General features: G+C 63.8%; 24 protein-coding genes. 7 read left to right on the top strand and 17 right to left on the bottom strand.

Going from position 1 to position 23,363, the window contains the following annotated elements; genetic code table 11:
* Positions 1–74: 74 nt before the first annotated feature.
* The 6 genes from ACQUSY_RS02410 to ACQUSY_RS02385 all read right to left on the bottom strand — a co-directional run bounded on the left by ACQUSY_RS02410 (position 75) and on the right by ACQUSY_RS02385 (position 6,423).
* Entirely contained in the window at positions 75–569 is a 495-nt protein-coding gene (locus ACQUSY_RS02410) for a methylated-DNA--[protein]-cysteine S-methyltransferase (protein ID WP_428902921.1), read from the bottom strand.
* Positions 566–2,077, bottom strand: coding sequence for a DNA-3-methyladenine glycosylase 2 family protein (locus tag ACQUSY_RS02405; protein WP_428902920.1), 1,512 nt, complete (start codon positions 2,075–2,077; stop codon positions 566–568). Before ACQUSY_RS02405 ends, ACQUSY_RS02410 begins: the two co-directional genes overlap by 4 nt.
* A gap of 149 nt (positions 2,078–2,226) precedes the next feature.
* Complete coding sequence (gene purH, locus ACQUSY_RS02400) at positions 2,227–3,834, bottom strand: bifunctional phosphoribosylaminoimidazolecarboxamide formyltransferase/IMP cyclohydrolase (RefSeq protein WP_428902919.1); 1,608 nt, start codon at positions 3,832–3,834, stop codon at positions 2,227–2,229.
* Positions 3,835–3,845: 11 nt separating this feature from the next.
* The gene (gene purN, locus ACQUSY_RS02395) at positions 3,846–4,451 is read right to left on the bottom strand and encodes a phosphoribosylglycinamide formyltransferase (protein ID WP_428902918.1); all 606 of its coding nucleotides are present in this window, start codon (positions 4,449–4,451) and stop codon (positions 3,846–3,848) included.
* Between the two features lie 9 nt (positions 4,452–4,460).
* Positions 4,461–5,891: a cell division protein PerM gene (locus ACQUSY_RS02390; RefSeq protein ID WP_428902917.1), complete on the bottom strand. Its 1,431-nt coding sequence runs from the start codon at positions 5,889–5,891 to the stop codon at positions 4,461–4,463.
* An 82-nt stretch (positions 5,892–5,973) separates the two neighbouring features.
* On the bottom strand, positions 5,974–6,423 hold the full coding sequence (locus ACQUSY_RS02385) for a nitroreductase family deazaflavin-dependent oxidoreductase (protein WP_428902916.1): 450 nt from the start codon (positions 6,421–6,423) through the stop codon (positions 5,974–5,976).
* 58 nt (positions 6,424–6,481) lie between these two features.
* On the opposite strand from ACQUSY_RS02385, the gene ACQUSY_RS02380 reads away from it, so the two are divergent.
* Positions 6,482–7,879: an NCS2 family permease gene (locus tag ACQUSY_RS02380; RefSeq protein ID WP_428902915.1), complete on the top strand. Its 1,398-nt coding sequence runs from the start codon at positions 6,482–6,484 to the stop codon at positions 7,877–7,879.
* A gap of 136 nt (positions 7,880–8,015) precedes the next feature.
* Here ACQUSY_RS02380 and sucD read toward each other — a convergent pair whose 3' ends face one another.
* A complete protein-coding gene (gene sucD / locus ACQUSY_RS02375) occupies positions 8,016–8,918 on the bottom strand; it encodes a succinate--CoA ligase subunit alpha (protein ID WP_428902914.1) in 903 nt (300 codons plus the stop codon).
* A gap of 31 nt (positions 8,919–8,949) precedes the next feature.
* Positions 8,950–10,116, bottom strand: a complete 1,167-nt coding sequence (gene sucC / locus ACQUSY_RS02370) for an ADP-forming succinate--CoA ligase subunit beta (RefSeq protein WP_428902913.1) — start codon at positions 10,114–10,116, stop codon at positions 8,950–8,952.
* Positions 10,117–10,301: 185 nt separating this feature from the next.
* Between sucC and ACQUSY_RS02365 the strand changes: the two genes are divergently transcribed.
* The 3 genes from ACQUSY_RS02365 to ACQUSY_RS02355 are packed head-to-tail and all read left to right on the top strand — an operon-like array spanning position 10,302 to position 12,445.
* Positions 10,302–10,676, top strand: coding sequence for an SseB family protein (locus ACQUSY_RS02365; RefSeq protein WP_428902912.1), 375 nt, complete (start codon positions 10,302–10,304; stop codon positions 10,674–10,676).
* Positions 10,677–10,700: 24 nt separating this feature from the next.
* A complete protein-coding gene (locus ACQUSY_RS02360) occupies positions 10,701–11,366 on the top strand; it encodes a TetR/AcrR family transcriptional regulator (protein WP_428902911.1) in 666 nt (221 codons plus the stop codon).
* A gap of 26 nt (positions 11,367–11,392) precedes the next feature.
* Entirely contained in the window at positions 11,393–12,445 is a 1,053-nt protein-coding gene (locus tag ACQUSY_RS02355; protein ID WP_428902910.1) for a class I SAM-dependent methyltransferase, read from the top strand.
* Here the strand turns inward: ACQUSY_RS02355 and ACQUSY_RS02350 are convergent.
* From ACQUSY_RS02350 to ACQUSY_RS02335, 4 genes are all read right to left on the bottom strand, one after another.
* On the bottom strand, positions 12,423–13,526 hold the full coding sequence (locus ACQUSY_RS02350) for an NAD(P)-binding domain-containing protein (protein WP_428902909.1): 1,104 nt from the start codon (positions 13,524–13,526) through the stop codon (positions 12,423–12,425). The two genes, ACQUSY_RS02355 and ACQUSY_RS02350, sit on opposite strands and share 23 nt — an antisense overlap.
* 58 nt (positions 13,527–13,584) lie before the next feature.
* A complete protein-coding gene (locus ACQUSY_RS02345) occupies positions 13,585–14,148 on the bottom strand; it encodes an NADPH-dependent FMN reductase (protein WP_428902908.1) in 564 nt (187 codons plus the stop codon).
* Between the two features lie 113 nt (positions 14,149–14,261).
* Positions 14,262–15,176 carry an oxygen-dependent tRNA uridine(34) hydroxylase TrhO gene (trhO, locus tag ACQUSY_RS02340; protein ID WP_428902907.1) on the bottom strand — a complete coding sequence of 305 codons (915 nt, stop codon included), beginning with the start codon at positions 15,174–15,176 and terminating at the stop codon, positions 14,262–14,264.
* A 27-nt stretch (positions 15,177–15,203) separates the two neighbouring features.
* Positions 15,204–15,668, bottom strand: coding sequence for a hypothetical protein (locus tag ACQUSY_RS02335; protein WP_428902906.1), 465 nt, complete (start codon positions 15,666–15,668; stop codon positions 15,204–15,206).
* 91 nt (positions 15,669–15,759) lie between these two features.
* Here ACQUSY_RS02335 and ACQUSY_RS02330 point away from each other — a divergent pair, with 91 nt between their 5' ends.
* Positions 15,760–16,107: a PadR family transcriptional regulator gene (locus tag ACQUSY_RS02330; RefSeq protein WP_428902905.1), complete on the top strand. Its 348-nt coding sequence runs from the start codon at positions 15,760–15,762 to the stop codon at positions 16,105–16,107.
* A gap of 11 nt (positions 16,108–16,118) precedes the next feature.
* Positions 16,119–16,769, top strand: coding sequence for a hypothetical protein (locus ACQUSY_RS02325; RefSeq protein ID WP_428902904.1), 651 nt, complete (start codon positions 16,119–16,121; stop codon positions 16,767–16,769).
* A 62-nt stretch (positions 16,770–16,831) separates the two neighbouring features.
* On the opposite strand, the gene ACQUSY_RS02320 is transcribed toward ACQUSY_RS02325, so the two are convergent.
* The 4 genes from ACQUSY_RS02320 to ACQUSY_RS02305 all read right to left on the bottom strand — a co-directional run bounded on the left by ACQUSY_RS02320 (position 16,832) and on the right by ACQUSY_RS02305 (position 19,846).
* Positions 16,832–17,209, bottom strand: coding sequence for a YchJ family protein (locus tag ACQUSY_RS02320; protein WP_428902903.1), 378 nt, complete (start codon positions 17,207–17,209; stop codon positions 16,832–16,834).
* On the bottom strand, positions 17,206–17,583 hold the full coding sequence (locus ACQUSY_RS02315; RefSeq protein ID WP_428902902.1) for an LAVTG motif-containing sortase-dependent surface protein: 378 nt from the start codon (positions 17,581–17,583) through the stop codon (positions 17,206–17,208). The genes ACQUSY_RS02320 and ACQUSY_RS02315 overlap by 4 nt, the downstream gene beginning before the upstream one ends.
* 87 nt (positions 17,584–17,670) lie before the next feature.
* Positions 17,671–18,696 (bottom strand): non-homologous end-joining DNA ligase, encoded by a 1,026-nt coding sequence (gene ligD / locus ACQUSY_RS02310; RefSeq protein ID WP_428902901.1) that lies wholly within the window; start codon positions 18,694–18,696, stop codon positions 17,671–17,673.
* Positions 18,697–18,763: 67 nt separating this feature from the next.
* On the bottom strand, positions 18,764–19,846 hold the full coding sequence (locus ACQUSY_RS02305; RefSeq protein WP_428902900.1) for an SseB family protein: 1,083 nt from the start codon (positions 19,844–19,846) through the stop codon (positions 18,764–18,766).
* Positions 19,847–20,201: 355 nt separating this feature from the next.
* Here ACQUSY_RS02305 and ACQUSY_RS02300 point away from each other — a divergent pair, with 355 nt between their 5' ends.
* Positions 20,202–20,936: a MerR family transcriptional regulator gene (locus ACQUSY_RS02300; RefSeq protein WP_428902899.1), complete on the top strand. Its 735-nt coding sequence runs from the start codon at positions 20,202–20,204 to the stop codon at positions 20,934–20,936.
* On the opposite strand, the gene ACQUSY_RS02295 is transcribed toward ACQUSY_RS02300, so the two are convergent.
* The gene (locus ACQUSY_RS02295) at positions 20,933–23,323 is read right to left on the bottom strand and encodes an ATP-dependent helicase (RefSeq protein WP_428902898.1); all 2,391 of its coding nucleotides are present in this window, start codon (positions 23,321–23,323) and stop codon (positions 20,933–20,935) included. The genes ACQUSY_RS02300 and ACQUSY_RS02295 overlap by 4 nt on opposite strands.
* Between the last annotated feature and the right edge of the window lie 40 nt (positions 23,324–23,363).

The following is a 23,363-nucleotide window of genomic DNA, read 5'->3' as shown; positions in this document are numbered from 1 at the left end:
GTTCGGTTGTTCCCGCGAACGACGGAACCAGGGATGCGGTTTGTGGAGCGGAACCCCGGGTGCGATTGGGCGGGCTACGCCGCCGCTTCGCGCGCGAGGAGGGACTCTTTCACCGGCACGCCCCATGCAAACCCACCCATGGTTCCGTCGGTGCGCAGCACCCGATGGCACGGCACGAACAGCGCGGGAGCGTTGCGCGCGCAGATCGAAGCCGCCGCACGCACCGCGGACGGCGAGCCGAGGTGCACGGCGAACTCGCTGTAGGTGAGGGGTGCGCCCGGGGCGATCGTGCGCAGCGCGCGCCAGCCCGCGTGCTGCAGCGTGGTTCCGTATTGTGTCACCGGCACCGCCATGATCGGCGCGAGGTCGCCGGCGTAGAACGCGCGCACGGCGTCGGCCGCTCCCCCGGTGTCGCCGTCGGCGATGTCGAGTGGGCGGCGCTTCTCGGCGAGGCGGGCGAGGAGGGCGTCGGCGCTGTCGGTCCAGCCGGAGGCGATGACGGAACCATCGAGGGCGAGGATTCCGAAGGGGCCATCGGCCGTGTCAAGAAATTGGATCGTGGCGCTCATTCGGAGGCTTCTTTCGCTGTCTTCGGCGACGATGCCGAGAGGTTTTCTGAGGACGGTTGCGGTGCCGCGGAGGCGCGCCACAAGTGCGCGGTGAGGTACGAACGCCACGGTGCGAACTGTTCGGCCCACGCGGTGAAGCCCGCGGGGTCGTCGGGGGCGCCGATGACTCGCGCTCCGGCACGCACGGCGACATCGCCGGGCAGCGTAATGTCGGGGTCGCCCACGACGCGCATGCGCACATAGTCGGCAGTCCACGGGCCGACGCCCGGGAGCGCCAGTAGCGCAGCCCGCTGTTCAGCCGAATCATCACCGCTCGACAGCTCAAGCTCGCCGTCGGCGAGGCGGCGCGCAACCTCCACGATCGCTCGCGTGCGGGCCGACGGCCCTCGCAACACCGTGGTTCCGTGGTCTGCGATCGCGCGCATCGTCGGAAACAACCGTGCCGGCTGCGGCCCAACATCGGTCATCTCGCCGAGCTCTTCGGTGAGGCGGGTGAGGTGCGTGCGCGCCGCCGGCACCGAAATCTGCTGCCCGATCATCGCGCGAATCAGCATCTCATCGCCACTCATCGCACCGGGCACGCGAATGCCGGGGCGTGCCGCAACGAGCGGTGCGGCGAGTGGAACCATGGCGAGCGCCGCGTCGATGGCTTGCGGGTCGGCGTCGAGGTCGAAGAGGCGCCGCACGCGCGCGACGAGCACGCGCAGGTCGGAGAGTGAGGTGAGTCGGGCGGCGAGCGCGAGGCGAGAGCCCGACAGCGTGAGCCGCATCCACGCGGGGCCGCCGGGCAGGGCGATCACGCGACTGTACGACGTTGCGGTGGCTTCTTCGGTGCCGACGATGGCGCGCGCCGCCATCCATTGGAAGAGTCCGGCGGCATCGAACGGTTCGCGATACGGCAGGGTGAGTTCAATGAGACCAGGCGTCGCATCAGCGTGCTCACGGCGTCGCGCCCGGAGTGCTCCGGGCGTCATGTCGAACACTTCGCGAATTGTGTCGTTGAACTGGCGAACGCTCGCGAACCCCGCCGAGAACGCGGCGTCGGTGATGCTGAGGTCGGTGCCGACGAGCAGCATGCGCGCCGTGTGTGCGCGGTGCGCGCGGGCAAGCGCCAGCGGGCCGGCGCCGAGCTCGGCGGTAAGCAAGCGCGTCAGGTGTCGGCTCGAGTAGCCCAGGTGTTGCGCGAGCCCATCAACGCCCTCGCGCTCAACGACGCCGTCGGCAATAAGGCGCATCGCGCGGGCGGCGGTGTCGGAGCGCACGTCCCACTCCGGGGATCCGGGCGCGGCCTCCGGCAGGCACCGCTTGCACGCGCGGTATCCGGCTTCGTGAGCTGCCGCCGACGTCGGATAGAACGTGACATTCGCCTCTTTCGGCGTGCGCGCCGGGCACGACGGGCGGCAATAGATGCCGGTCGAGCGCACCGCCGTGACGAACTGGCCGTCGAAACGCGCATCGCGCGAACTAATCGCGCGATACCGCTCATCGAAGGTCGTCGGGTTCGTCATGCCTCCACTCTGCCACGCCCCCATCACCGCAACTAGCGGAAATCAGACACCATGGTTCCGCTCGCCCACTCAGCCCGACAGTGCCACCCCAGAACCACAAACGGGCGCCGGATCCTCGAAAGAACCCGGCGCCCGTCAGCCCCACAGATTTAGTGGAAGAAGTGGCGCTCTCCGGTGAAGAACATCGTGACGTTCGCGGCGCGAGCGGCGGCGATCACTTCGTCGTCGCGCACGGAACCACCGGGCTGCACGATCGCCGAAACACCGGCGTCGATGAGCACCTGCGGGCCGTCAGCGAACGGGAAGAATGCGTCAGATGCGGCAACCGAACCGACAACGCGGTCGCCCGCACGCTCGACGGCGAGGCGGCACGAGTCCACGCGGTTGACCTGGCCCATGCCGATACCGACCGTGGCCGAGCCCTTCGCGAGCACGATCGCGTTGCTCTTGACGGCGCGGCACGCCTTCCACGCGAAGATGAGGTTTTCCATCGTCGCGTCGTCGGGGCGCTCGCCGGTGACGAGCTGCCAGTCGTTGGCGACCGATGCGATGTTGTCGGGGAAGCGGTCGGCGTCCTGCAGCAGCAGGCCACCCGAAACCAGGCGCACGTCCATGCGCTCCTGCTGCCAGTCTTCCGGCAGCTGCAGCACGCGCAGGTTCTTCTTCTTGCTGAACAGGTTCAGTGCTTCGGGCTCGTAGCTCGGCGCGACGATGACCTCGGTGAAGATGTCTTGCAGGTTCTCCGCCATCTTGAGCGTGACCTTGCCGTTGGTGGCGATCACGCCGCCGTACGCCGAAACCGGGTCGCACTCGTGGGCGCGCAAGTGTGCCGACGCGATCGGGTCGAGCGCGTTCGGTGCCGTCACCGCGATACCGCACGGGTTCGCGTGCTTGATGATCGCGACAGCGGGCTTGACCATGTCGAAAGCAGCGCGCAGGGCAGCGTCGGCGTCCACGTAGTTGTTGTACGACATTTCCTTGCCCTGCAGCTGCTGCGCCTGTGCGATGCCACGGCCACCCTGACGGGTGTAAATCGCGGCACGCTGGTGCGAGTTCTCGCCGTAGCGCAGCGTCGACAGGCGCTCAGCCTGAATCGTGAGGTGCTCGGGCAGCTCGTAGCCGTCGGTGAGCAGTTCTTCCGAGAACCATGCGGCAACGGCGGTGTCGTACTTCGCGGTGTGCGCAAACGCACGAGCCGCAAGCTCGCGGCGCTGGGCCAGCGTGGTTCCGCCGCTCTTGACTGCGTCGATAACGGAACCATACGAAGCGGGCGAGACAACGATGGCAACGTTCGCGAAGTTCTTCGCGGATGCGCGCACCATGGCCGGGCCGCCGATGTCGATCTGCTCAACAACGTCGTCGCCCTGGGCACCCGAGGCGACCGTCTCAACGAACGGGTACAGGTTCACGACAACGAGCTCGAACGGCGCGATGCCGAGGTCTCCGAGCTGACGCTCGTGGTCTTCGAGGCGCAGGTCAGCGAGCAGACCCGCGTGAACGCTCGGGTGCAGCGTCTTCACGCGGCCGTCAAGCGACTCCGGGAAGCCCGTGACGCTCGACACGTCGGTGACGTTGTGGCCCGCGTCGCGGATCGTCTGTGCGGTCGAACCGGTCGAAACAATCTCGACGCCAGCTTCGGCAAGGGCGGCAGCCAGGTCAAGCAGACCCGACTTATCGCTGACCGAAACAAGTGCTCGGCGAACGGGAACGACGTCGCGTTCACGGTAATCAGCAGAATCGTGGCGTGGGCCTGCCATGGTGCGTCCTCTCAGGGGTGCGGGGTTGGTTCGCGATGCGCCGCCAAGTCAATGGCACCGTTCGCAATGTCACGGACCACGTCGATCAGCAAACGCCGCTCGACGGGCTTAATTCGTTCATGCAAGGCATGTTCATCGTCGCCAGGCAGGATCGCAATGCGCTCCTGAGCGAGAATCGGACCGGAATCGACGCCCTCGTCGACCACGATGACACTGGCACCCGTCTGCGAAACCTGTGCGGCAAGCGCGTCGCGCACACCATGCGCACCGGGGAACTCCGGCAGGTAGGCGGGGTGTGTGTTGATGATGTTGGGCGCAAACTCGCTCACGACAGCGGCGGGCAGCAGGCGCATGAGGCCAGACAGCACAATGAGGTTGGGGTTCCACACGGCGAGCTGCTCGGCAAGCTCGGCACCCCACTCAGCGCGGCGGTCTTTACCCTGCCACGGAACCACAAAACTCGGGATTCCAAATGCCTCCGCATGAGCGAGACCCTCGGCTTCGCGGTCGGCACCGACAACGATGATGCGAGCCGGATAATCAGCGGAGCTTGCTGCTTCAAGCAGCGCACGCAGATTTGATCCTGTGCCCGAGATAAGTACGGCGACCGTTAGCACCCGACTAGTCTAGTGCGCGTCGCTGATGGGCTTTGTCTCTGTGTCATCGTTCGAATGCTCCTTTTCGGAGGCATCCGATGGTTCCGGAACCACGAGTGCGGGAGCAAGCGCATCGCGCGTTGCGAGCGGGGTATCTTCCGCAGCGTCGACCGGGCCGGTCTCATCGTCGGACATACCCGCGTCAGCCTCGCCGGGCTCGTCATCGGCAGCACTCTCGTCGTACGCGTCGAATTCATCATCACTCGCGCGCGGCAACAGGAGCGGAATCGCGACACCGATCAGCACCTCAACGAAGAGGGCGAGGGCGGCGAGACCAATGTGCGGGCCGAAGTCGGCCATGCGGCCCGGGCCGAGCGATCCGGTCGCGAGCACGAACGCGACGGCAGCAACACCCGCCGCGAGCGCGGCAACCGACGCCGCCATGACGATTCGCGGCACATAGGGCTCGTCATCGCCGACGACGGCGGCGTAGCGTGCACGGAGCAGGAAGCCAGCGAGCAGGCCCACGCCGATCGGCAGCAGGATGACGGCGAGCAGGAAGGTGTGGGAGAACTCCGGAACCAGTCCGAACGGCGGCAGCCCCGGCAAGACGCCGAGATGGGTTGCGGCGGGAGAAACCGAGGCGCCGGTGCCGAGCATGATTCCGGGGCCCGAAATCCAAGCGAGCGACCAGATCATGAGGGTCGGGAGGTAGGCGAAGCTCGCGAGCGCGAAGACTGTTGCGCCTATCGCGTCGACGCCCGACGCTTGGTAGAGCGCGATTACTTCGCTGCCGCGCGTAAGAATCGAGGCGACAACGCCAACTGCGGAGATCATCGCGAACCCGAGCAGCACGGCGGCGGTACCCCGCATAATCAGCGCGGGTGTCTCGGCCCACACCGTCGGCAGACCATCGACCCAATCGTGGAGAGCGTCGATGGGGCCGTCGTCGCCGTCAATCCAGGCGCGAACGACCGCGGCGAGCAACAGCGGAACACCGTACGCGAGGGTCGGTAGCGCGACCGCCAGCCCGGCCTCGGAAGCGGCAATCGCGTTGGATGACGTGAGCTCAATGACTACTGCCGCGAGCGCGAAAATCAGGGCGCCGGAGACGAAGCCAGTGATCCAACCGCCCGCACGCGCCGCACGCGCACCAGATCGCGCACCCGCCCACGCCGTGAACGCGAAGAACGCCAGCGGGGCCAGCGACAGCACGAACGTTGCGGCTTCCACCGGAACGCCACTGGCAATCAGATACTCGGGCTCCAGAGTGATTGTCTGCGGAACATGGTGGCCGAGCTGCCACACCGTGGCGGTCGCCGGCCACAGACCCTCCCAGTGCGTGGCACCGAGCGACACCGCCCACATCACCGTGAGCGGCGCGAGCACGGCAACGAGCCCGACAGCCGCGGCGACGAGGGCGTCAAAGGCGGCAAGGAGAGCAATGATCAGGCGGTGCATGGCCTTTTGACCCTACCGGGCGCCGCACTCCTCCCCCTGATCCCGCGCTGTGACCCGCCATCTTCGCGCGCACCGACGCGCGTTACGCAGGTGATGGTTCCATCCGCTCCAACAGAATGACCGGAATGATGCGCTCGGTTTTGCGCTGATACCCGGTATACGGCGGAAACGCTTCGCACGCGCGCGCCCACCACTCGTCGCGCTCGGCGCCGTCGAGTTCACGCGCCCGATAATCGGCTTTGTCGCTCACATCTTGGAGTTCGACATGCGGGTTTGCGCGAATGTTGTAATACCAGGCGGGATTCTTGGGGCCGCCGCCAACGGACGCGACGATCACGTAGGCACCGTCGTGCTCGACCCGCACAAGTGCCGTCTTTCTCAGGGTGCCGGACTTCGCGCCCACCGTCGTGACGACCACGATCGGCATGCCGTCGAAGTCGCCGCGGCTCGTCCCACCCGACGATTCAAATATTTCTGCCTGAATACGTGCCCATTCCGAGGTTCCTGGCTGGTAAATTCCTGTGAGTGGCATATCTTTCCTTTCCCGGGTCAGCGCCATCCCCATCCCCTTAACCCGTACAGGAGATTTCATGGCGACTGGAACGCCTACTGAAGCGAAATCAGGTCTCGACCGTTTCTTCCACATTTCGGAGCGCGGTTCATCCGTTGGTACCGAAATCCGAGGCGGTGTCGTCACGTTCGTGACGATGGCCTACATCGTGATCCTCAACCCGATCATTCTGTCGGGGAAGCCCGACATCGCCGGCAACGAGCTGTCGTTTGAGGCTGTGGGTGCGGCAACCGCACTGACCGCCGGTGTCATGACGATTCTGTTCGGTCTGGTCACGCGTCTGCCGTTCGCGTTCGCTGCCGGTCTCGGTATCAACGCGTTCGTCGCGTTCTCGGTCGTCGGTCACGTGACGTGGCCCGAGGCCATGGCTCTGGTCGCGATCAACGGTGCGCTCATCGTGCTGCTGGCCGCTACGGGTCTGCGAAAGATGATCTTTGACGCTGTTCCCATGCAGCTGAAGATCGCCATCACCGTCGCTATCGGTTTCTTCATCGCCTTCATTGGTTTCGTTAACGCGGGCTTCTCCACCTCCACCACGCTGCCGTCGCCGCCGGTTGAGCTGGGCCAGGGCGGCTCGATCTCCTCGATCGCGACCCTGCTGTTCGTCATCACCGTTCTCATCACGGGTGCGCTCGTCGCACTCAAGGTCAAGGGTGCCCTGCTGCTGGGTCTCGTCGCTGGTTCCGTCATCGCCGGCATCATCAACCTGATCAACCCGCAGGAGGGTCTGTTCAACTTCACCGGCTTCGTCGGCCTGCCCGACCTCAGCCTCATCGGTGCCGTTGACTTCTCGTTCGACTTCACGAAGGTCTCGCTCATCGCGATCGTGATGCTCGTCTTCACGCTGCTGTTCTCGAACTTCTTCGACGCGATGGGAACCATGACGGGCCTCGCGACAGAAGCAGGACTGGCAGACAAGAAGGGTGACTTCCCGAGCATCAAGTCGGCGCTTGTCGTCGAGGGTGTTGGCGCTATCGCCGGTGGTCTGACGTCGACCAGCTCGAACACGGTCTTCGTTGAGTCGTCCTCGGGTATTGGTGAGGGTGCGCGCACGGGTCTGGCCAACGTGGTTACGGGTGGTCTGTTCATCGTTGCGATGTTCTTCACGCCGATCACGGGACTTGTTCCCGGCTCGGTTGCAGCCGCCGCCCTCGTCATCGTGGGTGCCATGATGATGGGCCAGATCAAGAACATCGATCTGTCGGACTTCTCGGTGCTGCTGCCCGTCTTCGTCACGGTCGCGACGATGCCGCTGACCTACTCGATCGCCAACGGTATCGGTGCCGGCTTTGTCACGTGGGTTGTCGTTCAGGCGCTCTCGGGCAAGGTCAAGACCATCCACCCGCTGATGTGGATCGTCGCCGCCGGCTTCGTGATCTTCTTCGCACGCGGCCCCATCGAGGCGCTGTTCGCGTAAGTCACGTCTGACGCATTTCGGGAGCCCTCGCCGCACGGCGGGGGCTCCTCCCTTGTTCTAGCCCCGAGGTTCCGGACCCTGCAACGCAAAACGCCCCCGTCCAACGACGGGGGCGTTTTGGTGAATCCGGAGGGGATTACAGCGAAGCGATGATGGCGCGCATCAGCTCGGCAGCCTCAGACGGCGTCTTGCCGACCTTGACGCCGGCAGCCTCGAGGGCTTCCTTCTTTGCCTGTGCAGTACCAGCCGAGCCGGAGACGATAGCGCCAGCGTGGCCCATGGTCTTGCCCTCGGGTGCCGTGAAGCCAGCAACGTAGCCGACGACGGGCTTGGTGACGTTCGCCTTGATGTAGTCAGCGGCGCGCTCTTCAGCGTCACCACCGATCTCACCGATCATGACGATGGCCTTGGTCTCGGGGTCAGCCTCGAACGCCGCGAGTGCGTCGATGTGCGTCGTGCCGATGATGGGGTCGCCACCGATACCGATTGCGGTCGAGAAGCCGAGGTCGCGCAGCTCGAACATCATCTGGTAGGTCAGCGTGCCCGACTTCGAGACGAGACCGATCGGGCCCTTGCCCGTGATGTTTGCCGGCGTGATGCCAACGAGAGCCTCGCCCGGGGTGATGATGCCGGGGCAGTTCGGACCGATGATGCGGGTCTTGTTGCCCTTCTCAATCGCGTAAGCCCAGGCCTCTGCCGAGTCACCGACGGGAACACCCTCGGTGATCACGACGAGCAGCGGAATCTCAGCGTCAATAGCCTCGACCATGGCGGCCTTGGTGAAAGCAGCAGGAACGAAAGCGATCGACACATCAGCGCCGGTCTCCTTCATAGCCTCTTCAACCGAGCCGAACACGGGCAGCGAAACCGGGTTGCCGGCTGCGTCAACGTGCTCAACCGTGGTGCCAGCCTTGCGTGCGTTAACGCCACCGACGACCTGCGTGCCAGCCTTCAGCATCAGGGCGGTGTGCTTCGTGCCCTCACCACCGGTGATGCCCTGGACGATGACCTTGGAATCCTTGTTCAGGAAGATCGACATGTTCTTTAGTCCCTTTTTCCTTCAGTCCGACTCAGGCGTTCGCGAGGGCCGCGGCCTTGTCAGCGCCCTCATCCATGCCAGCGGCAAGGGTAACGAGCGGGTGGTTAGCTGCAGCGAGGATCGCGCGACCCTCTTCAACCTGGTTGCCGTCGAGGCGAACAACGAGCGGCTTCGAAGCGGCTTCGCCGAGAATTTCGAGAGCCTTGACGATTCCGTCGGCAACAGCAACACACGACGTGATGCCACCGAAAACGTTGACGAAAACGCTCTTGACCTGCTCGTCGCCGAGGATGACGTCGAGGCCTGCCGCCATGATGGTTGCGGAAGCTCCGCCACCAATGTCGAGGAAGTTAGCGGGCTTGACGTTGCCGTGGTTCTCACCGGCGTAGGCAACGACGTCAAGCGTCGACATGACAAGACCAGCACCGTTACCGATGATGCCAACTTCGCCATCAAGCTTGACGTAGTTCAGGCCAGCAGCCTTTGCCTTCGCCTCGAGCGGGTCAGCGGCGTCCTTGTCTTCGAGCTCTTCGTGCTCGGGGTGACGGATCTCCGACGCGTTCTCGTCAAGCGAGACCTTACCGTCGAGCGCGATAACGTCGCCCTCTTCGGTCAGCACGAGCGGGTTGACCTCAACAAGCGTTGCGTCTTCGCCCTTGTAAACGTTGTAGAGCTTGACGAAAACGTCGGAGACCTTCTCGATGAGCTCTGCGGGGAAGTTTGCGGCGGTCGCGATTTCGACTGCCTTCTCCTTGTCAATGCCGCGCAGCGGGTTGACCTCAACGCGTGCCAGAGCCTCGGGCTTCTCTACTGCGAGAACCTCGATCTCCATGCCACCCTCAACCGAGCAGAGGCTCAGGTAGGAGCGGTTTGCACGGTCAAGCAGCACCGAGAAGTAGAACTCCTGCGCGATGCGTGCACCCTGTGCGACCATGACGCGCTTGACGACGTGGCCCTTAATGTCGAGGCCGAGGATAGCCTGAGCTGCCTCGTATGCCTCTTCCGGCGTCTTGGCGACCTTAACGCCGCCAGCCTTGCCACGACCACCGGTCTTGACCTGGGCCTTAACAACAACAACTCCACCGATCTTCTCGGCGGCGGCCTTGGCCTCTTCGGGAGTTTCCGCGACGATACCGGCGAGAACCGGCACCTCGTACTTCTCGAAAAGGTCACGTGCCTGGTACTCGTACAGATCCACTGTGCTTCCTTCGTGGGCGCGGTTGATGAAAGTCTCTCGATATCGAGATATCGACCAGTCATCAAGCCTACTACTCCTTTCTGAGTGCCCCGAATTTCTTCCTTTGTGATCAGCACGGAATTCCGGAACCATGGGTGCAGAGCTGAGGAATCATACGAGCGAAGGCATGGGACAATTGGGAAATCATGACTGACGCAACTGCTCCTGACCTCGCCGTTCTGGTCGCCCAGGCCGAAGCCGGAACCATCGCACACGAAGACCTGCTCGACACGTTCTTGAACGCGACGATCTTTGTGCCGTCGACCGACGACCCGGCCGACGGTGAGATCAGCCCGGTGACGATCAACTTCGACGACACCGACTTTCTCGTGGTCGCGGCCACAGAATACGCACTGCAGCGGACGCGCGACGTCGCCGAGTTTGCCGTGCCGATGAAGGGTCGCGCGATCGTCAACGCCATGAATCAAGATCTCGCGCTGCTCGTCAACCTCGACAAGGGCGCCTTCGCGCTTCCGCTCGCGATGCTCGACGAGATTCGCGCGCAGAACCTGCTGGGCTAAGACGCCCACCGCTATGCTGAGCCGATGACCGACCGCGATCCCCAGGCCGCAACGACGCGTGTAATTGCGGCCGCGCTCGACCTGTTTGCCGAGCAGGGTTTTGAGGCGACGTCGGTCGAGCAAATCGCGAAGGCCGCCGGCGTCTCGCGTTCCACGTTCTTCCGTCAGTTTGGCGGCAAAGACGACGTGATCTTTGCCGACCACGAACGACTCCTTGCGGTGCTGCGCGACTTTCTCGCGCAGGCTCATGACGACCCGTGGGCGACGGTGTGTGACGGCGCGATGCTGGTGTTCCGCTACTTCAGCGACAACGCCGATGTGGCCCGTCGCCGCTACCAGTTGGTGCGTCAGATTCCGGCACTGCGCGAGCGCGAAATCGTCGCGGTGTTCCGCTACGAACGTCTCTTTGACGAGTACTTGCGCGAACAGCTGCCGGAGATTGATCCGGTCGACGCCGTGAGCTACTCGGCGCTGATCGCCGCGGTACACAATCACGTGCTCCGCCAAATGCTGCGCGGCCACAAGGTTTCGCCGTCGGTGTTGCGGCAACACCTCGACAACGCGATGCGGCGTTTTGGCGTGCTTGATGCCGATGCCAACCCGCAGGCAGACGACCTCGTTGTTGCGGTGTTCCCGCGCTCGATGCCGGCGGCAGAAATCGCGCGCCGCGTCGGAGCACAGCTCGGCTGAGCCCCCATTCGTGACAGCATGGAACCATGTCGCTTTCGCCGGTTCCGCCGCTCACCCCGGTCGCCGCTCTCGCCCTCGATGATGCGCTCGAACTGACCCCGACGGCGTCAACGATCGCCGTCATTGGTCCTGATGACCTGGCAGCGGCCGTCGCCATGCGCTACCCCGCGGCGACCGTGCGCGCGTTCGACGACCTCACCCGCGTCGATGCCCCGGCCACCGGCTTCACGCGGCACCCGCTCGGCACCGAACTCTTCGAAGCCGCCGATCTCGTCGTCGGGCTCCTCCCCAAGCCGACCGCCGAGCTCACCGAGATCGTCTCCCTCGCCACCCACGGCATGGCACCCGACGGCGTGCTGACCCTCGCTGGCCGCGACAAGCACATGAGTCGCGGCATGAATACGGCACTGGAGTCGTGGTTCCGCGATGTCTCTGCCAGTCGCGGAAGACAGAAGTCACGCGCCCTGCGCGGGCATAGCCCGAAACCCGGCGCTGCACTCCCCTACCCGCGGCATGCGTCAGTCGATGCGCTCCCCTTCGCCGTCTACGCGCACGGCGGCGCCTTCGCCGGTGCCACTCTCGACATTGGCACGCGCGCCCTGCTCGATACTTTCCCCGCACTCTTCGCTTCGCACCGTGGTTCCGTTGACCACATCGTGGATTTGGGATGCGGAACCGGTGTGCTGGCGACCAGCGCCGCGTTGCGGTTGCGAGAGACGCACGTAACGGCGACAGATCGTTCGTGGGCGGCGGTGTCGTCGGCGCGGTTGACCGCGGACAATGCGGGCGTTGGCACTCGCGTGGCCGTGACGCAGGATGATGCTGGCGCTGGTATTGCCGACGGGTCCGTCGACCTCGTGCTGTTCAATCCGCCATTTCATGACGGCGCTGCCGTCGACGAGGAAATGTCGCATCGGATGTTCCGCTCGGCCGCGCGCATGCTGCGCCCGGGCGGGTCACTCGCGGTCGTGTACAACTCGCATTTACGTCACCGCACGGCGCTCGAACGCATCGTGGGGCCGACGGATCAGTTGAGCCGCACCCCGAAATTCACGGTTACGCTGTCGCGCCGACGCTAGCTGCTTCGGCGACGATCGTCCGCACGGCATCGCGGCCCGCGCGGTTCGCGCCGACCGTTGATTGACTCGGCCCGTAGTCGATGAGAAAGAGGCGGGGATCATCGGTTGAGCGACCATTCTCGACGCGAATGCCGCCTTCGGGCGTGCGGAGCTTGAGCGGTGCGATGTGCGCGAGGGCGGGGCGGAACCCGGTCGCCCACAGAATCACATCGACCGGTTCAAGCACGCCATCGCGGGTGCGCACGCCGGGTGGTTCGATGGCGGTGAACATGGGGCGGGCGTTGAGTACGCCTTTACGTTCGGCGCTGCGTGCCCACGGGCTCCACAGCATGCCGGTGACGGAAACGACACTGCCGGGGGCACGGCCTTGGCGGACGCGTTCTTCAACCCCTGCGATCGCGGCAACGCGCGTGGCGGTGTCAAAAGCGCTTTCGTCCAGCCAGACGGGCTCGGCCCGCGTAAACCACAGGGTCTCGGCGGCGACATCGGCGATTTCGTCAAGCAACTGCACACCGGAGACGCCCGCGCCGACGATGGCGACGCGCTTGCCGACAAACTCGTCGCGGGAGACATAGTCGTGCACGTGAAGCTGGCGACCGGCGTAGGTCGGAGCACCGGGGATGAACGGGAGGTACGGCTGATTCCACGTACCGGTCGCGTTGATCACGTAGCGCGCCGCGTAGGTGTCGGCCCCGGTATCGACGATCAGGCGGCCGTGGGGATTGTCGTCTTCGCGCGTGACGCTGACGACCGTGACGGGGCGCTGCACGTCGAGCTGAAACTGCTCTTCGTACGCGGCAAAGTAGGGCGGCAATACGTCGCGCGCGGCGAGTACGGGGTCAGCCGGCGGAACCGGCATGCCCGGCAACTCATGGATGCCGTTGACGGTACCCATCTTGAGCGATGCCCAGCGGTGTTGCCACGCGCCGCCGGGGGCTACATCACCGTCGAGCATCACAAAGGTGTTGTCACCCGTCGCAGCCCGAGTGAGCGGAACAAAGCCGCGGCGTTGCAGGTGATAGCCGGCAGACAGGCCCGCTTGGCCCGCGCCGATCACCACCACGTCAACGGCGTTTTCCATCTCACTCCTCAGGAGACAACGGGGCTACCGCATAATCGTCGCGGCAGCCCCGTGAGCGTTAGTTCGCCGATACCGAAACGTGAGCCGCGATGTGCTTCGCGAACGCCTGCATCCAGCTCTGCAGGAACGAGGCTGTCGAGTCGTCCGCGATCTCACCGTCAGCGGTGAAGAAGCCGGGCGTGATCGTCAAGTAGCCCTCGGGCTGCGCCATGACGGCCGAGTCGAGGAACGACAGGACGGTGCGCAAGTGAGCCTGGGCAACGGCGGTACCAATAGCGCCGATCGATGCACCGATCATGGCCGACGGCTTACCAGCAACAACGTTCTGACCCCACGGACGGCTTGCCCAGTCGAGGGCGTTCTTCAGCGGGCCGGGGATGGAACGGTTGTACTCCGGGGTGACGACAAGCAGGCCGTCAACGTCTGCCAGCGCGGCCTTGAACTCGACAGCTTCTGCCGGGTAGTCGGCGTCAGCGTCGTGCGAGTACAGCGCGAGCTTCGAGTAGTCGATGTCGACAATCTCCAACTCAGCCGGAGCAAGCTTGGTCAGCGCCGTAGCGAGCTGGCGGTTGATGGAATCCGAAGCGAGGCTACCAACGAGGAGGCCGATCTTGATCGTCATGCGAAGAGAATCCTTTCGAGTGATCTTCCGTACACAGAAGACAACCTCGATTCACTCGCATGTATTCCCAATCCATTCAAATGAATATGGGAGCCGCCCGACGGTGCAAGAATTTACGCGGCGACCGTCTCGCCGTGACGCGCACACAGCGCCGCGGTTCCGGCTTGCATACATGACTCGCACTGCACGACACGGTTGCGGCAATCGTCGTCAGCACAGTTAACCATGCGCGATTCAGCAGCACCGCACGTCGAGCATTCCGAAATCACCGCGGCCTTCGACCCGAACGTCACCGATTCGCGACCGTCGAAGACGTAGAGCGAGCCCTCCCAGAGACCGGCGTTTCCGAAGCTCTCGCCGTAGCGAACGATGCCGCCGTCGAGTTGGTAAACCTCACCGAAACCGCGCGACACCATGAGGCTCGAGAGCACCTCACAGCGAATACCGCCGGTGCAGTACGTCACGATGGGCTTGCCCTTGAGGTCGTCGTACTTGCCCGAGTCAAGCTCGGCAACAAAGTCGCGCGTGGTCTCAACGTCAGGAACGATGGCGTTCTTGAACTTGCCAATTTCAGCCTCAAACGCGTTGCGACCGTCGAAGAAAACGACGTCGTCACCTCGCTCAGCAACCAGCTTGTGTAGTGCGCCGGGCGTGAGGTGGGCACCGCCACCGACGACCCCGTTCTCGTCAACCTGCAGTTCGCCGGGAGCGCCGAAGCTGACGATCTCGTCGCGCACCTTGACCGACAGACGCGGGAAGTCGAGCGACATACCGTTCTCATCAAGCCCGGTACCCTCTGACCACTTGAAGTCGATGTCTTTGAAACCCGGGTAATCGCGCGTCTTGCGCCAGTACTTCTTGACGGCGGCAATATCGCCACCGACGGTTCCGTTGATGCCATCCTTCGAAATCAGGATGCGCCCACGTAGCCCAAGCAGCTCACACAGATCGCGCTGCCACAGCCGAACGGCGTCGGGGTCAGCGATCGGGGTGAACTGGTAGTAGAGGAGAACTTTCGCAACGGCCACATATCAAGGGTACGTTGCGCACCGGCCTCATCGGTTCGCGGTGGGCCGTCCTAAATCAGGCGAGACCAGCACATCGGCAAAAACGTTGCGCAGTTTGCGGCGATCGAGCGGCGCAAACATGGCCATCTCGATCGTCGCTTTGGGGTGCCCTTCGGCACGAAACGCCCAGCCGGCGAGCGATCGGGCACGGGGCCGCATCGGGATGTGCTCTTCGATCGTGGTGAGGTCAGCGGCCGGAATGCTCCACTCGGCGCGCAAGCGGCGGCGCACCGTGATCGCGCGCTCGGTGACGATGACGGCGGAACCTGTGGCAAACGCCGAAGAGACAAGGAGCGCGATGAGCGCCACGAGAATCACCCACATCGCCGCAGTCGGATTTGTACGCCCCACGGCGATCACGATGATGACCACCGCAGCGAGCGCGAACCAGTAGGACGCCAGCAGGCCCCACACGGAGCCGTGCACGGAAACGGGTTTGAAGCGCGGGGTCACACCACGATTTTACGTGTCTTCGATAATTCTATTGACGTACTATGTCTGACGTAGTACGTTTGGCGCTATCACCAGAACGAAGGGACCAAAAATGATCAGTGCAGACGCGATTCGCGGCTACATCGACCTCATGATCCTGTCGTTGCTACGCACCGAACCGTCGTATGCGTATGAGCTTGCTCAACAGATCAGTACCGTGTCGGGTGACGCGTACACGATTAAACAAACAACGCTGTACTCCGCGGTCAAGCGCCTGGAAACGACGGGCCTCGTGACCTCGTTTCCCGGCACCTCAGAATCCGGCAAGCCCCGCACGTACTACCAAATCAGCGACGAAGGTCACACCTACCTCGAGCAGAAAATCGAGGAGTGGAATCTCACCAAATCTGTCGTCGACCGTTTCCTTGAAGGGAAGGAATCGCCGTCGCGCTGCTCGTAGCGTCACCCGCATTGCTGGTGTCACTCTCGACGCTGGGCGCGGCGTCGTGGACGCCCTTCTCGGAGAACATTGGGGCGCTCATCGGCCTCGCCGTGCTGTTTGTCATGGTGCTCGCCGGTGTACTACTGCTCGTCAACCGGTCGCAGCAGCTGGCACCGTTCGCGCAAATCACGTCGGGTAGCTTCACCCGCTCCCCCGGTGTCGAACTATGGGCACGCTCGCTCGCATCGTCTGAGGCGCGGCACCGTGCGACGCGACTGCAGATTGCTACCGCGCTGTTCGTGCTTGCCGCCCTGCCGCCGATCATTTTCAGCCTGACACTGTCGGGCGGCACCGACAACGCATGGTCAGGTGTCGGCCCCGCACTCACGCTCATCATGGTGGCTGCTGGCCTGCTCATCTTCTTGCCTGCGAACTGGGCGGCCGCGACCGCCGATGTGCTCGCCGGCGGCGGAACCAAGGATGCCGAAGAAGGTACGAACATCGTGGGTGTGATCGCCGCGATCTACTGGCCGCTCATGGTTGCCGCGTTCTTGGCCTGGGGATTGATCGGTGACGCATGGGACCGCGCGTGGATCATCTGGCCCATTGGTGCCGTGCTGTTTGGTGCGATTGCGGGTGGCTTCGGCGCCTTCTCGGCGTACCGCAAGGCGAAGCGCTAATCCATAAACAAGCGGGAGCGGTGCTGGCCATCAGGCCGGCACCGCTCCGTGCGCTGTGCGGGCTAGTTGTGCTCGCCGTCGAGATACCACCAACGGTCAGATTGAAAGACGAAGCGGCTGCGTTCGTGTAACTCGCCGTCGTGCCCGCCCTCGCGGTAGTGCGCGATGAACTCCACGACGCCGCGGCGCGGAGCTGGCGTTGGCGCGTCGATGATCTCGAGGCCGGTCCAGCGGGTGGCGGCATCGGTCACCACATCGCCCGGAATCGTACCAGGATGCCAGGTCGCGATGAGGTAAGCATCGAGGCGACGCGCGAATGCCGAGTAGCGCGATCGCATGAGCGCGAGCGGCGTCGCGGGGAATGCGTTGCCGAGATGGAATGGCTCACAGCATTCTGCGTAGGGCAGGCCGGTGTCGCAGGGGCAGGTGGCGCGCGTCACTTCTGCGCGTCGGGGTCAGCGATACCGTCGGGACCGTCTTCTTCCTCGGGCGCGAGCGACACCTCGGGAGCATCAGCATCGGCATCCTCGGGCGCTTCGGGCGTGGGAGCGGCGGGCTTGAACACCTGGTCGAGCGCCTCCTCATCGGTGACTCCGACCGGAATCGGTGTCGTAGTTCCGATGCCCTGTCCGTTAGACGGATCAACGGTCGCGATGATGGGTGCGGCCATGCCGTCTCCGTCATCGGAGCCGCGGCGGCGCGACAACAGGAAGGCAATGCCCAACACGACCAGCGCACCGGCGATTGCCCACAACCACCACGGCATCGGGTCGGCGCCCGTCACAGCGAGACCGCCAGCTTGAATATTCGTCACGATGCTCATGGTGTGCCTTTCGTGTAGTGACTCACACTGTACGCGGCGATGGGTGCGCCCGGCCAGTGTCAGCGGCGGCGCGTCACACTACTCAGGGGCCTTTTTCGCGCGCGATGGCTGCACCCGCGGCGGCTCGCCCGGCATTTTGGGAAAGTCGGGCGGAAACGGCAGTTCGCCCAACCCGTTATCCACGTCGCGCTGCCACCATTCGAGAAGGTGTGTGATGGTTCCGGGGTTGTCGGCGAAGCCCGCCCACGGATCACCGAGCGTCAGCAGCCGGTCGGGAATGGTGCGCACCGTGAAGGCAGACGGAACCACGGTGTCGAGTTCGTCCCACGTGACGGGTGTTGAGACGGTCGCGGTGGGCAGTGGCCGCGCGCTGTAGGCGCCGGCCATCGTGCGGTCTCGGTTCGCCTGGTTGTAGTCGAGAAAGATGCGTTCGCCGCGCTCTTCTTTCCACCAGTTCGTCGTGACGCGGTCGGGCAGTCGTCGCTCGAGTTCGCGGCAGGCTGCGATGACAGCGTGACGCACGTCAAGAAACTCGTGGGTTGGTTCGATCGGCGCGAAGAGGTGGAGCCCGCGGTTACCGCTGGTTTTGATGAAGCTCGTCAGCCCTGCTTCTCGGAGCACCTCGCGCATCGCGTGCGCGGCGACGATCGCGTCGGCGAGGTCGGTGCCGGGTTGCGGGTCAAAGTCGATGCGCAATTCAACCGGATTGTCGGGGTTGCCCGCGAGCGACGCCCAGGGGTGAAACACAACGGTGTTCATTTGCACGGCCCAGACTGCCGCGGCAACCTCAGTCAGCACGATTTGCGGGTGGTGGCGGCCCGAGTTGTACGTGACCTCAACGCTGTCGACGTAGTCAGGCGTTCCCTTGGGCGGGTTCTTTGAGAAGAAGCCGTCTTCGGTGACGTCACCGCCAAATCGTTCGAGCGATACCGGCCGATTGCCGTTCGCGGCGAGAAACGGTTGCGCGACGGCGATCATGTACTCCGCGAGCTCGAGCTTGGTGACGCCTGCCGCCGGAAAGACCACGCGGTTCGGGCTCGACAGCGAGATTTCACGGTCGCCATCGGGGCCGGGCACCTGCAGAAGTACTCGTTCGCTCGCCATATGGCGACACTAAACCCCCTCGCGGCTGAGCGCGAGGGGGTTTAGTTCTCGTGTGATGACGAGGGAGTTACACGTCGGCGAGAACGGCGGCGAGCTCATCGCGCGTGAGGCGAATGCTCGGGCCAGCCGGGTCAATCACGACACCTGCCAGGTTGCCGTGCTCTGAGAACGCGCTCTGCAGTTTGTCGAACGCGAACGGCATCGGCTGCTCCGGGCGCTGCAGTGCAACAACCTCGAGCGGGTGCGTGAAGATCTGCAGGAGGCGACGGCCGTCCCGCGTGTGCGCCTCGGCAATGCCGTACTGCTTCTCGCCGTCTTTTTCGCTGGCAACACCGACGGCCACCCACAGGCGAGCGTCCCGGAGAGCGGCAAGCACCTTCTCCTTGGTGTCTTCTGCGCGCGGCTCGCACAGGATCGTCTTGAGCTTCATCTCTTCTTCGACCTGCGACATAGCGCGCGTCAACACGTCGGTCGGAATGACCGCACGTGCCGGAGCCGAGTCGTTGTCGAGGATGAGTCCGGCGAGGTTGCCCTTCAACACGTTGTTGATGACAGCGTGTGCGGGCTGAGCGAACGCGCTGGTGTTGGCGTCGTTGTCTTTCTGGAACGCGTCACGCAGCGAGCGACCGGAGCTGTACGCGAGCATGAACTGGCGGTCGCCGTCGCTGACGATGCCGAGCTGCAGCGACTCCCCTGCTGCGATCTGGGCGCGAGCGTCGCCGCGCACGCGCAGATACACATGCCCCTGTAGCAGTTGACGGGTAACGCCAAGGAGCTCAGCACCGGTCGGCTGTTCGCCGAGCGCGGCCAGGGCATCACGCAGCACCGCGTTGTCGCGCAGGCCAGAGATCGTCTCCAGGTTGGTCGGCGGGTCGCTCGGAGCGAGCGGCAGCACGACATCTTCCGGCTTTTCGGGACGCAATGTTGCCGGCGGTGCCGGTGTCGGCGTGGATCCCAGACCACCGAACGAGGTCATGCTGATGTTCACCTGCGGAACCGCTTCAGCTTGCGCCTGCGGTTCAGCCGCGGCCTCGGTAGCCTCCGCGGCGGGGGGTTCGTTATCGACCGGGGCGTCAGTGCCCTCGGCAATCGGACCCTCTGCGGGCGTCAAATCGGACGAGTCATTCTTGCGGCGAGAAAACAGTGCCATTGAGTCAGCCTAACGTGCAGAAAGAATGCGCTTGGCGCAGAACCGGACAAGTAAGCAACAATGCGTGCCCGAAGTCGCAGGATTCGCACCAGATACCGACGAACCTGCGACTCCGAGACGATTTCGCGTGTCACCGAACGAAACGCGAATCTTCGCTGCTGTTGGCGTGACGCCTGCTCCCCACCGAGCATTCCCCCTGAAAACGTCACGACCCGCTATGCGATTGTCACCGTCCCTGGCGGTGTCTTTTCAGTTTACATACGAATAGATACCACCGCTATCTAGCGCGTGCATCGAGACGACCTTAAGATTGACTCCGTCAGTCATCGGCCCGGCATGATCGCGAGAGAGGAGCATGATGCAAATCTCCGCACTCGCCGAAGTCACCGGCGTGTCAATTGCCACGATCAAGTTCTACCTTCGCGAAGGCGTGCTTCTGCGCGGTGTCACGGTGAGCGCGACGCGCTCCGAGTATTCCGAAGAGCACGTCAAACGCATCCGACTTATTTCCGCGCTCACCGATGTGCGCTCGCTCCCGATGGCTCGAGTCAAGGAGATCCTGGGGCTCGTCGATGCCCCACTCCCCGACCCCTCGGAGTCACTCAGTCGCGCGATCGGCGCGCTCCCGCCTTACGTTGCCGACTCTGCCGACGGAGAGTATCCGCTCGCGCGTGAGGCCATCGAGGCGCTCGACTACATTTACGACACCCGCTCGGCGGCCGTGAAGCAACTGAACAGTGCGATTCAGGCGGTGAAAGACGCCGACCTGTTCTGGGGCCCGGAAGACATCGCGTTCTACGGGCAGATCGCCATGACGATCGCTCAGCGCGAGCTCAAACCGCTGGCGGGTATGAATCTCCAAGAGATCATCGGCTTTGCGGTGATGGGCACCGCGATGTATGAGCCGGTCATTCTCGCGCTGCGCCGGCTCGCTCACCAAACGTTGAACATTCGCGCCATGCAGCAGCGCGGTCGTCCCGGGGACCCTCCCGGCGCAGGAGGCCCACCCGGAATCGGGGGTCCTCCCGGCGCAGGGGGCTTTCCTGCCACCGGCGGCCCGCACACCAGTGGCGGAGCCCCGAGCGCCTAGAGCTTCTCGATGGGTGCGATCTTGATCAGCAGCTTCTTCGCGCCCGCCGAGTCAAAGCGCACGTGAACGATGCGCTTGGCACCCTCACCGGTGACCAGGTCGACGCGACCTTCACCGAAGTCGTCATGCCGAATGCGGTCGCCGGGAGCAAGCTCCAACGCACCGTTGTCGCGCACCTTTGACGGAATGCGGTTGGGAAACTTCTCCAGCGACGTCGTCTTCGGGCCGAACCCACCGCTGGGGCGACGCGCGTTGAGTGCTCGCGACTGCGTACCACCGCGGGAGTTCACGTCGCCAGGCGATTGGCGCCAGTCGATGAGCTCGGCCGGAATCTCCTGCAGGAAGCGACTCGGCATCGCCACCGAAACCTCACCGAACTGTGCACGGGTCATCGCAAGCGTTAGGAAAAGCCGCTTGCGCGCACGCGTGACACCCACGTAGAACAGGCGTCGCTCTTCTTGCGGGCCACCCGGCTCAGCCGCTGAAATGCGGTGCGGAATGAGGTCTTCTTCAACACCCGTCACGAACACGGCGTCGAACTCAAGACCCTTTGCGGTGTGCATCGTCATGAGCGAAACGACGCCCGACTCATCGTCGAGGTCGTCGGCGTCAGAGACCAGGGCCACTTCGGTGAGGAAGTCGCTCAGTGTGCCTTCGGGGTTGTTGCGCGCAAACTCACGTGTCACCGCAACGAGCTCATCGAGGTTTTCGACGCGTGCTTCGTCTTGCGGATCTTTGCTCATGCGCAGCGCATCGAGGTACCCGCTCTTCTGGAGCAAGACCTGAAGACCCTCAGCCACCGCGGTCGACGGCGGAATCTCACCGGAGGGCGGAACCATGATGTTCGCCGCCTCGGTCAGCACCGCGTCGAGCTGTGCGATGGCGTTTTGAATCTTCGGTCCGAAGCCGAGAGACTCAGAGTTTGCCAGGGCATCACGGAACGAAATGTCGTGCTCGGCGGCATACGCCGCGATGTTCGTCTCGCTGACATCACCAATGCCACGCTTGGGCTTGTTGAGAATGCGGCGCACCGACTGGTCATCGGCCGGGTTCACGACGGCGACGAGATACGCGAGCGCATCTTTAATCTCGGCGCGATCGTAGAACTTCGTGCCGCCCATAATCTTGTAGGGCAGCGCCGAGCGAATGAAGATTTCTTCGAGCGCGCGCGACTGCGAGTTCGTGCGGTAGAACACCGCCATCTCGCTATACGGCATGCCACCGCGGCGCAACGTCTCAATCTCATCAGCGACGAACTGAGCCTCGTCGTGTTGCGAGTAACCGGTGAAGCCAACGATCTTTTCGCCGTCGCCGCTGTCAGTCCAGAGCTTCTTCTCTTTGCGGTCGAAGTTGTTGCTGATGACGGCGTTGGCCGCACCCAGAATGTTTTGCGTTGAGCGGTAGTTCTGCTCAAGCAACACCACCTTGGCGCCCGGGAAGTCATGCTCGAACTCGCTGATGTTGCGAATATCAGCACCACGGAACGCATAGATCGACTGGTCTGAGTCACCCACGACAGTGAGCGATGCGCCCTCCAACTCGGGCGCCTGCTCAGCCTCGAAAATCATCATGCCGCCAGCGGCATATGGTTCGGCCGCGCCACCCACGACGGGCTTGGTGAGCTCGCGAATCAGCGAGTATTGCGCATGGTTGGTGTCTTGATACTCGTCAACGAGGATGTGACGGAACCGGCGGCGATAGACATCAGCAACGTGCGGGAAGGCGCGGAACAGATAGACGGTCTGACCAATCAGATCGTCGAAGTCGAACGCGTTGGCCTTCTGCAGCGCCCGCTGGTAGTCACGGAAGACATCGGCGAACTTACGCTCCACCGGGTCGTTCATGTTCGCCGAGCGGACAAACGAATCAGCGTCTTCGAGTTCGTTCTTGAGCTTCGAAATGCGCGACTGCACGGCGGCGGGCGTCAGACCATAGGCATCAGCCTCGTGTTCTTTCACCAGGCGCTTCAGTAACGCGCGTGAGTCACCTGAGTCGTAAATCGTGAACGACGAGGTGAACCCGAACTGTTGCGCCTCACGGCGCAGAATACGCACACACGCGGAGTGGAACGTCGAAATCCACATGCCCTTCGACACGTCACCGACGATGTGGCCAACGCGCTCGCGCATTTCGGCCGCGGCTTTGTTGGTAAACGTGATCGCCAGAATCTGGCTCGGCCATGCCTCGCGGGAGCGCAACAGCGACGCAATACGGTGCGTCAGCACACGCGTCTTACCGGAGCCCGCTCCGGCAACAATGAGCAGTGCCTGGCCGCGGTACGTGACTGCCTCCGCTTGCGGCGCATTGAGCCCGTCAAGAAGCGGGTCGGCACCCGGAGTGGGCTCGGCACCACGGCCGACGATGATGGGCTGCACAGACTCGGTCATGATGCTTCCAGTTTAGGCCGGAGCTCTGACATTGCCGTCG

Origin of the sequence: Microbacterium daqui (assembly GCF_050408675.1) — a bacterium.
Taxonomy (GTDB): domain Bacteria; phylum Actinomycetota; class Actinomycetes; order Actinomycetales; family Microbacteriaceae; genus Microbacterium.
The sequence above is the reverse complement of the archived record's forward strand: the minus strand, read 5'-3'. Positions and strand labels throughout refer to the sequence as shown.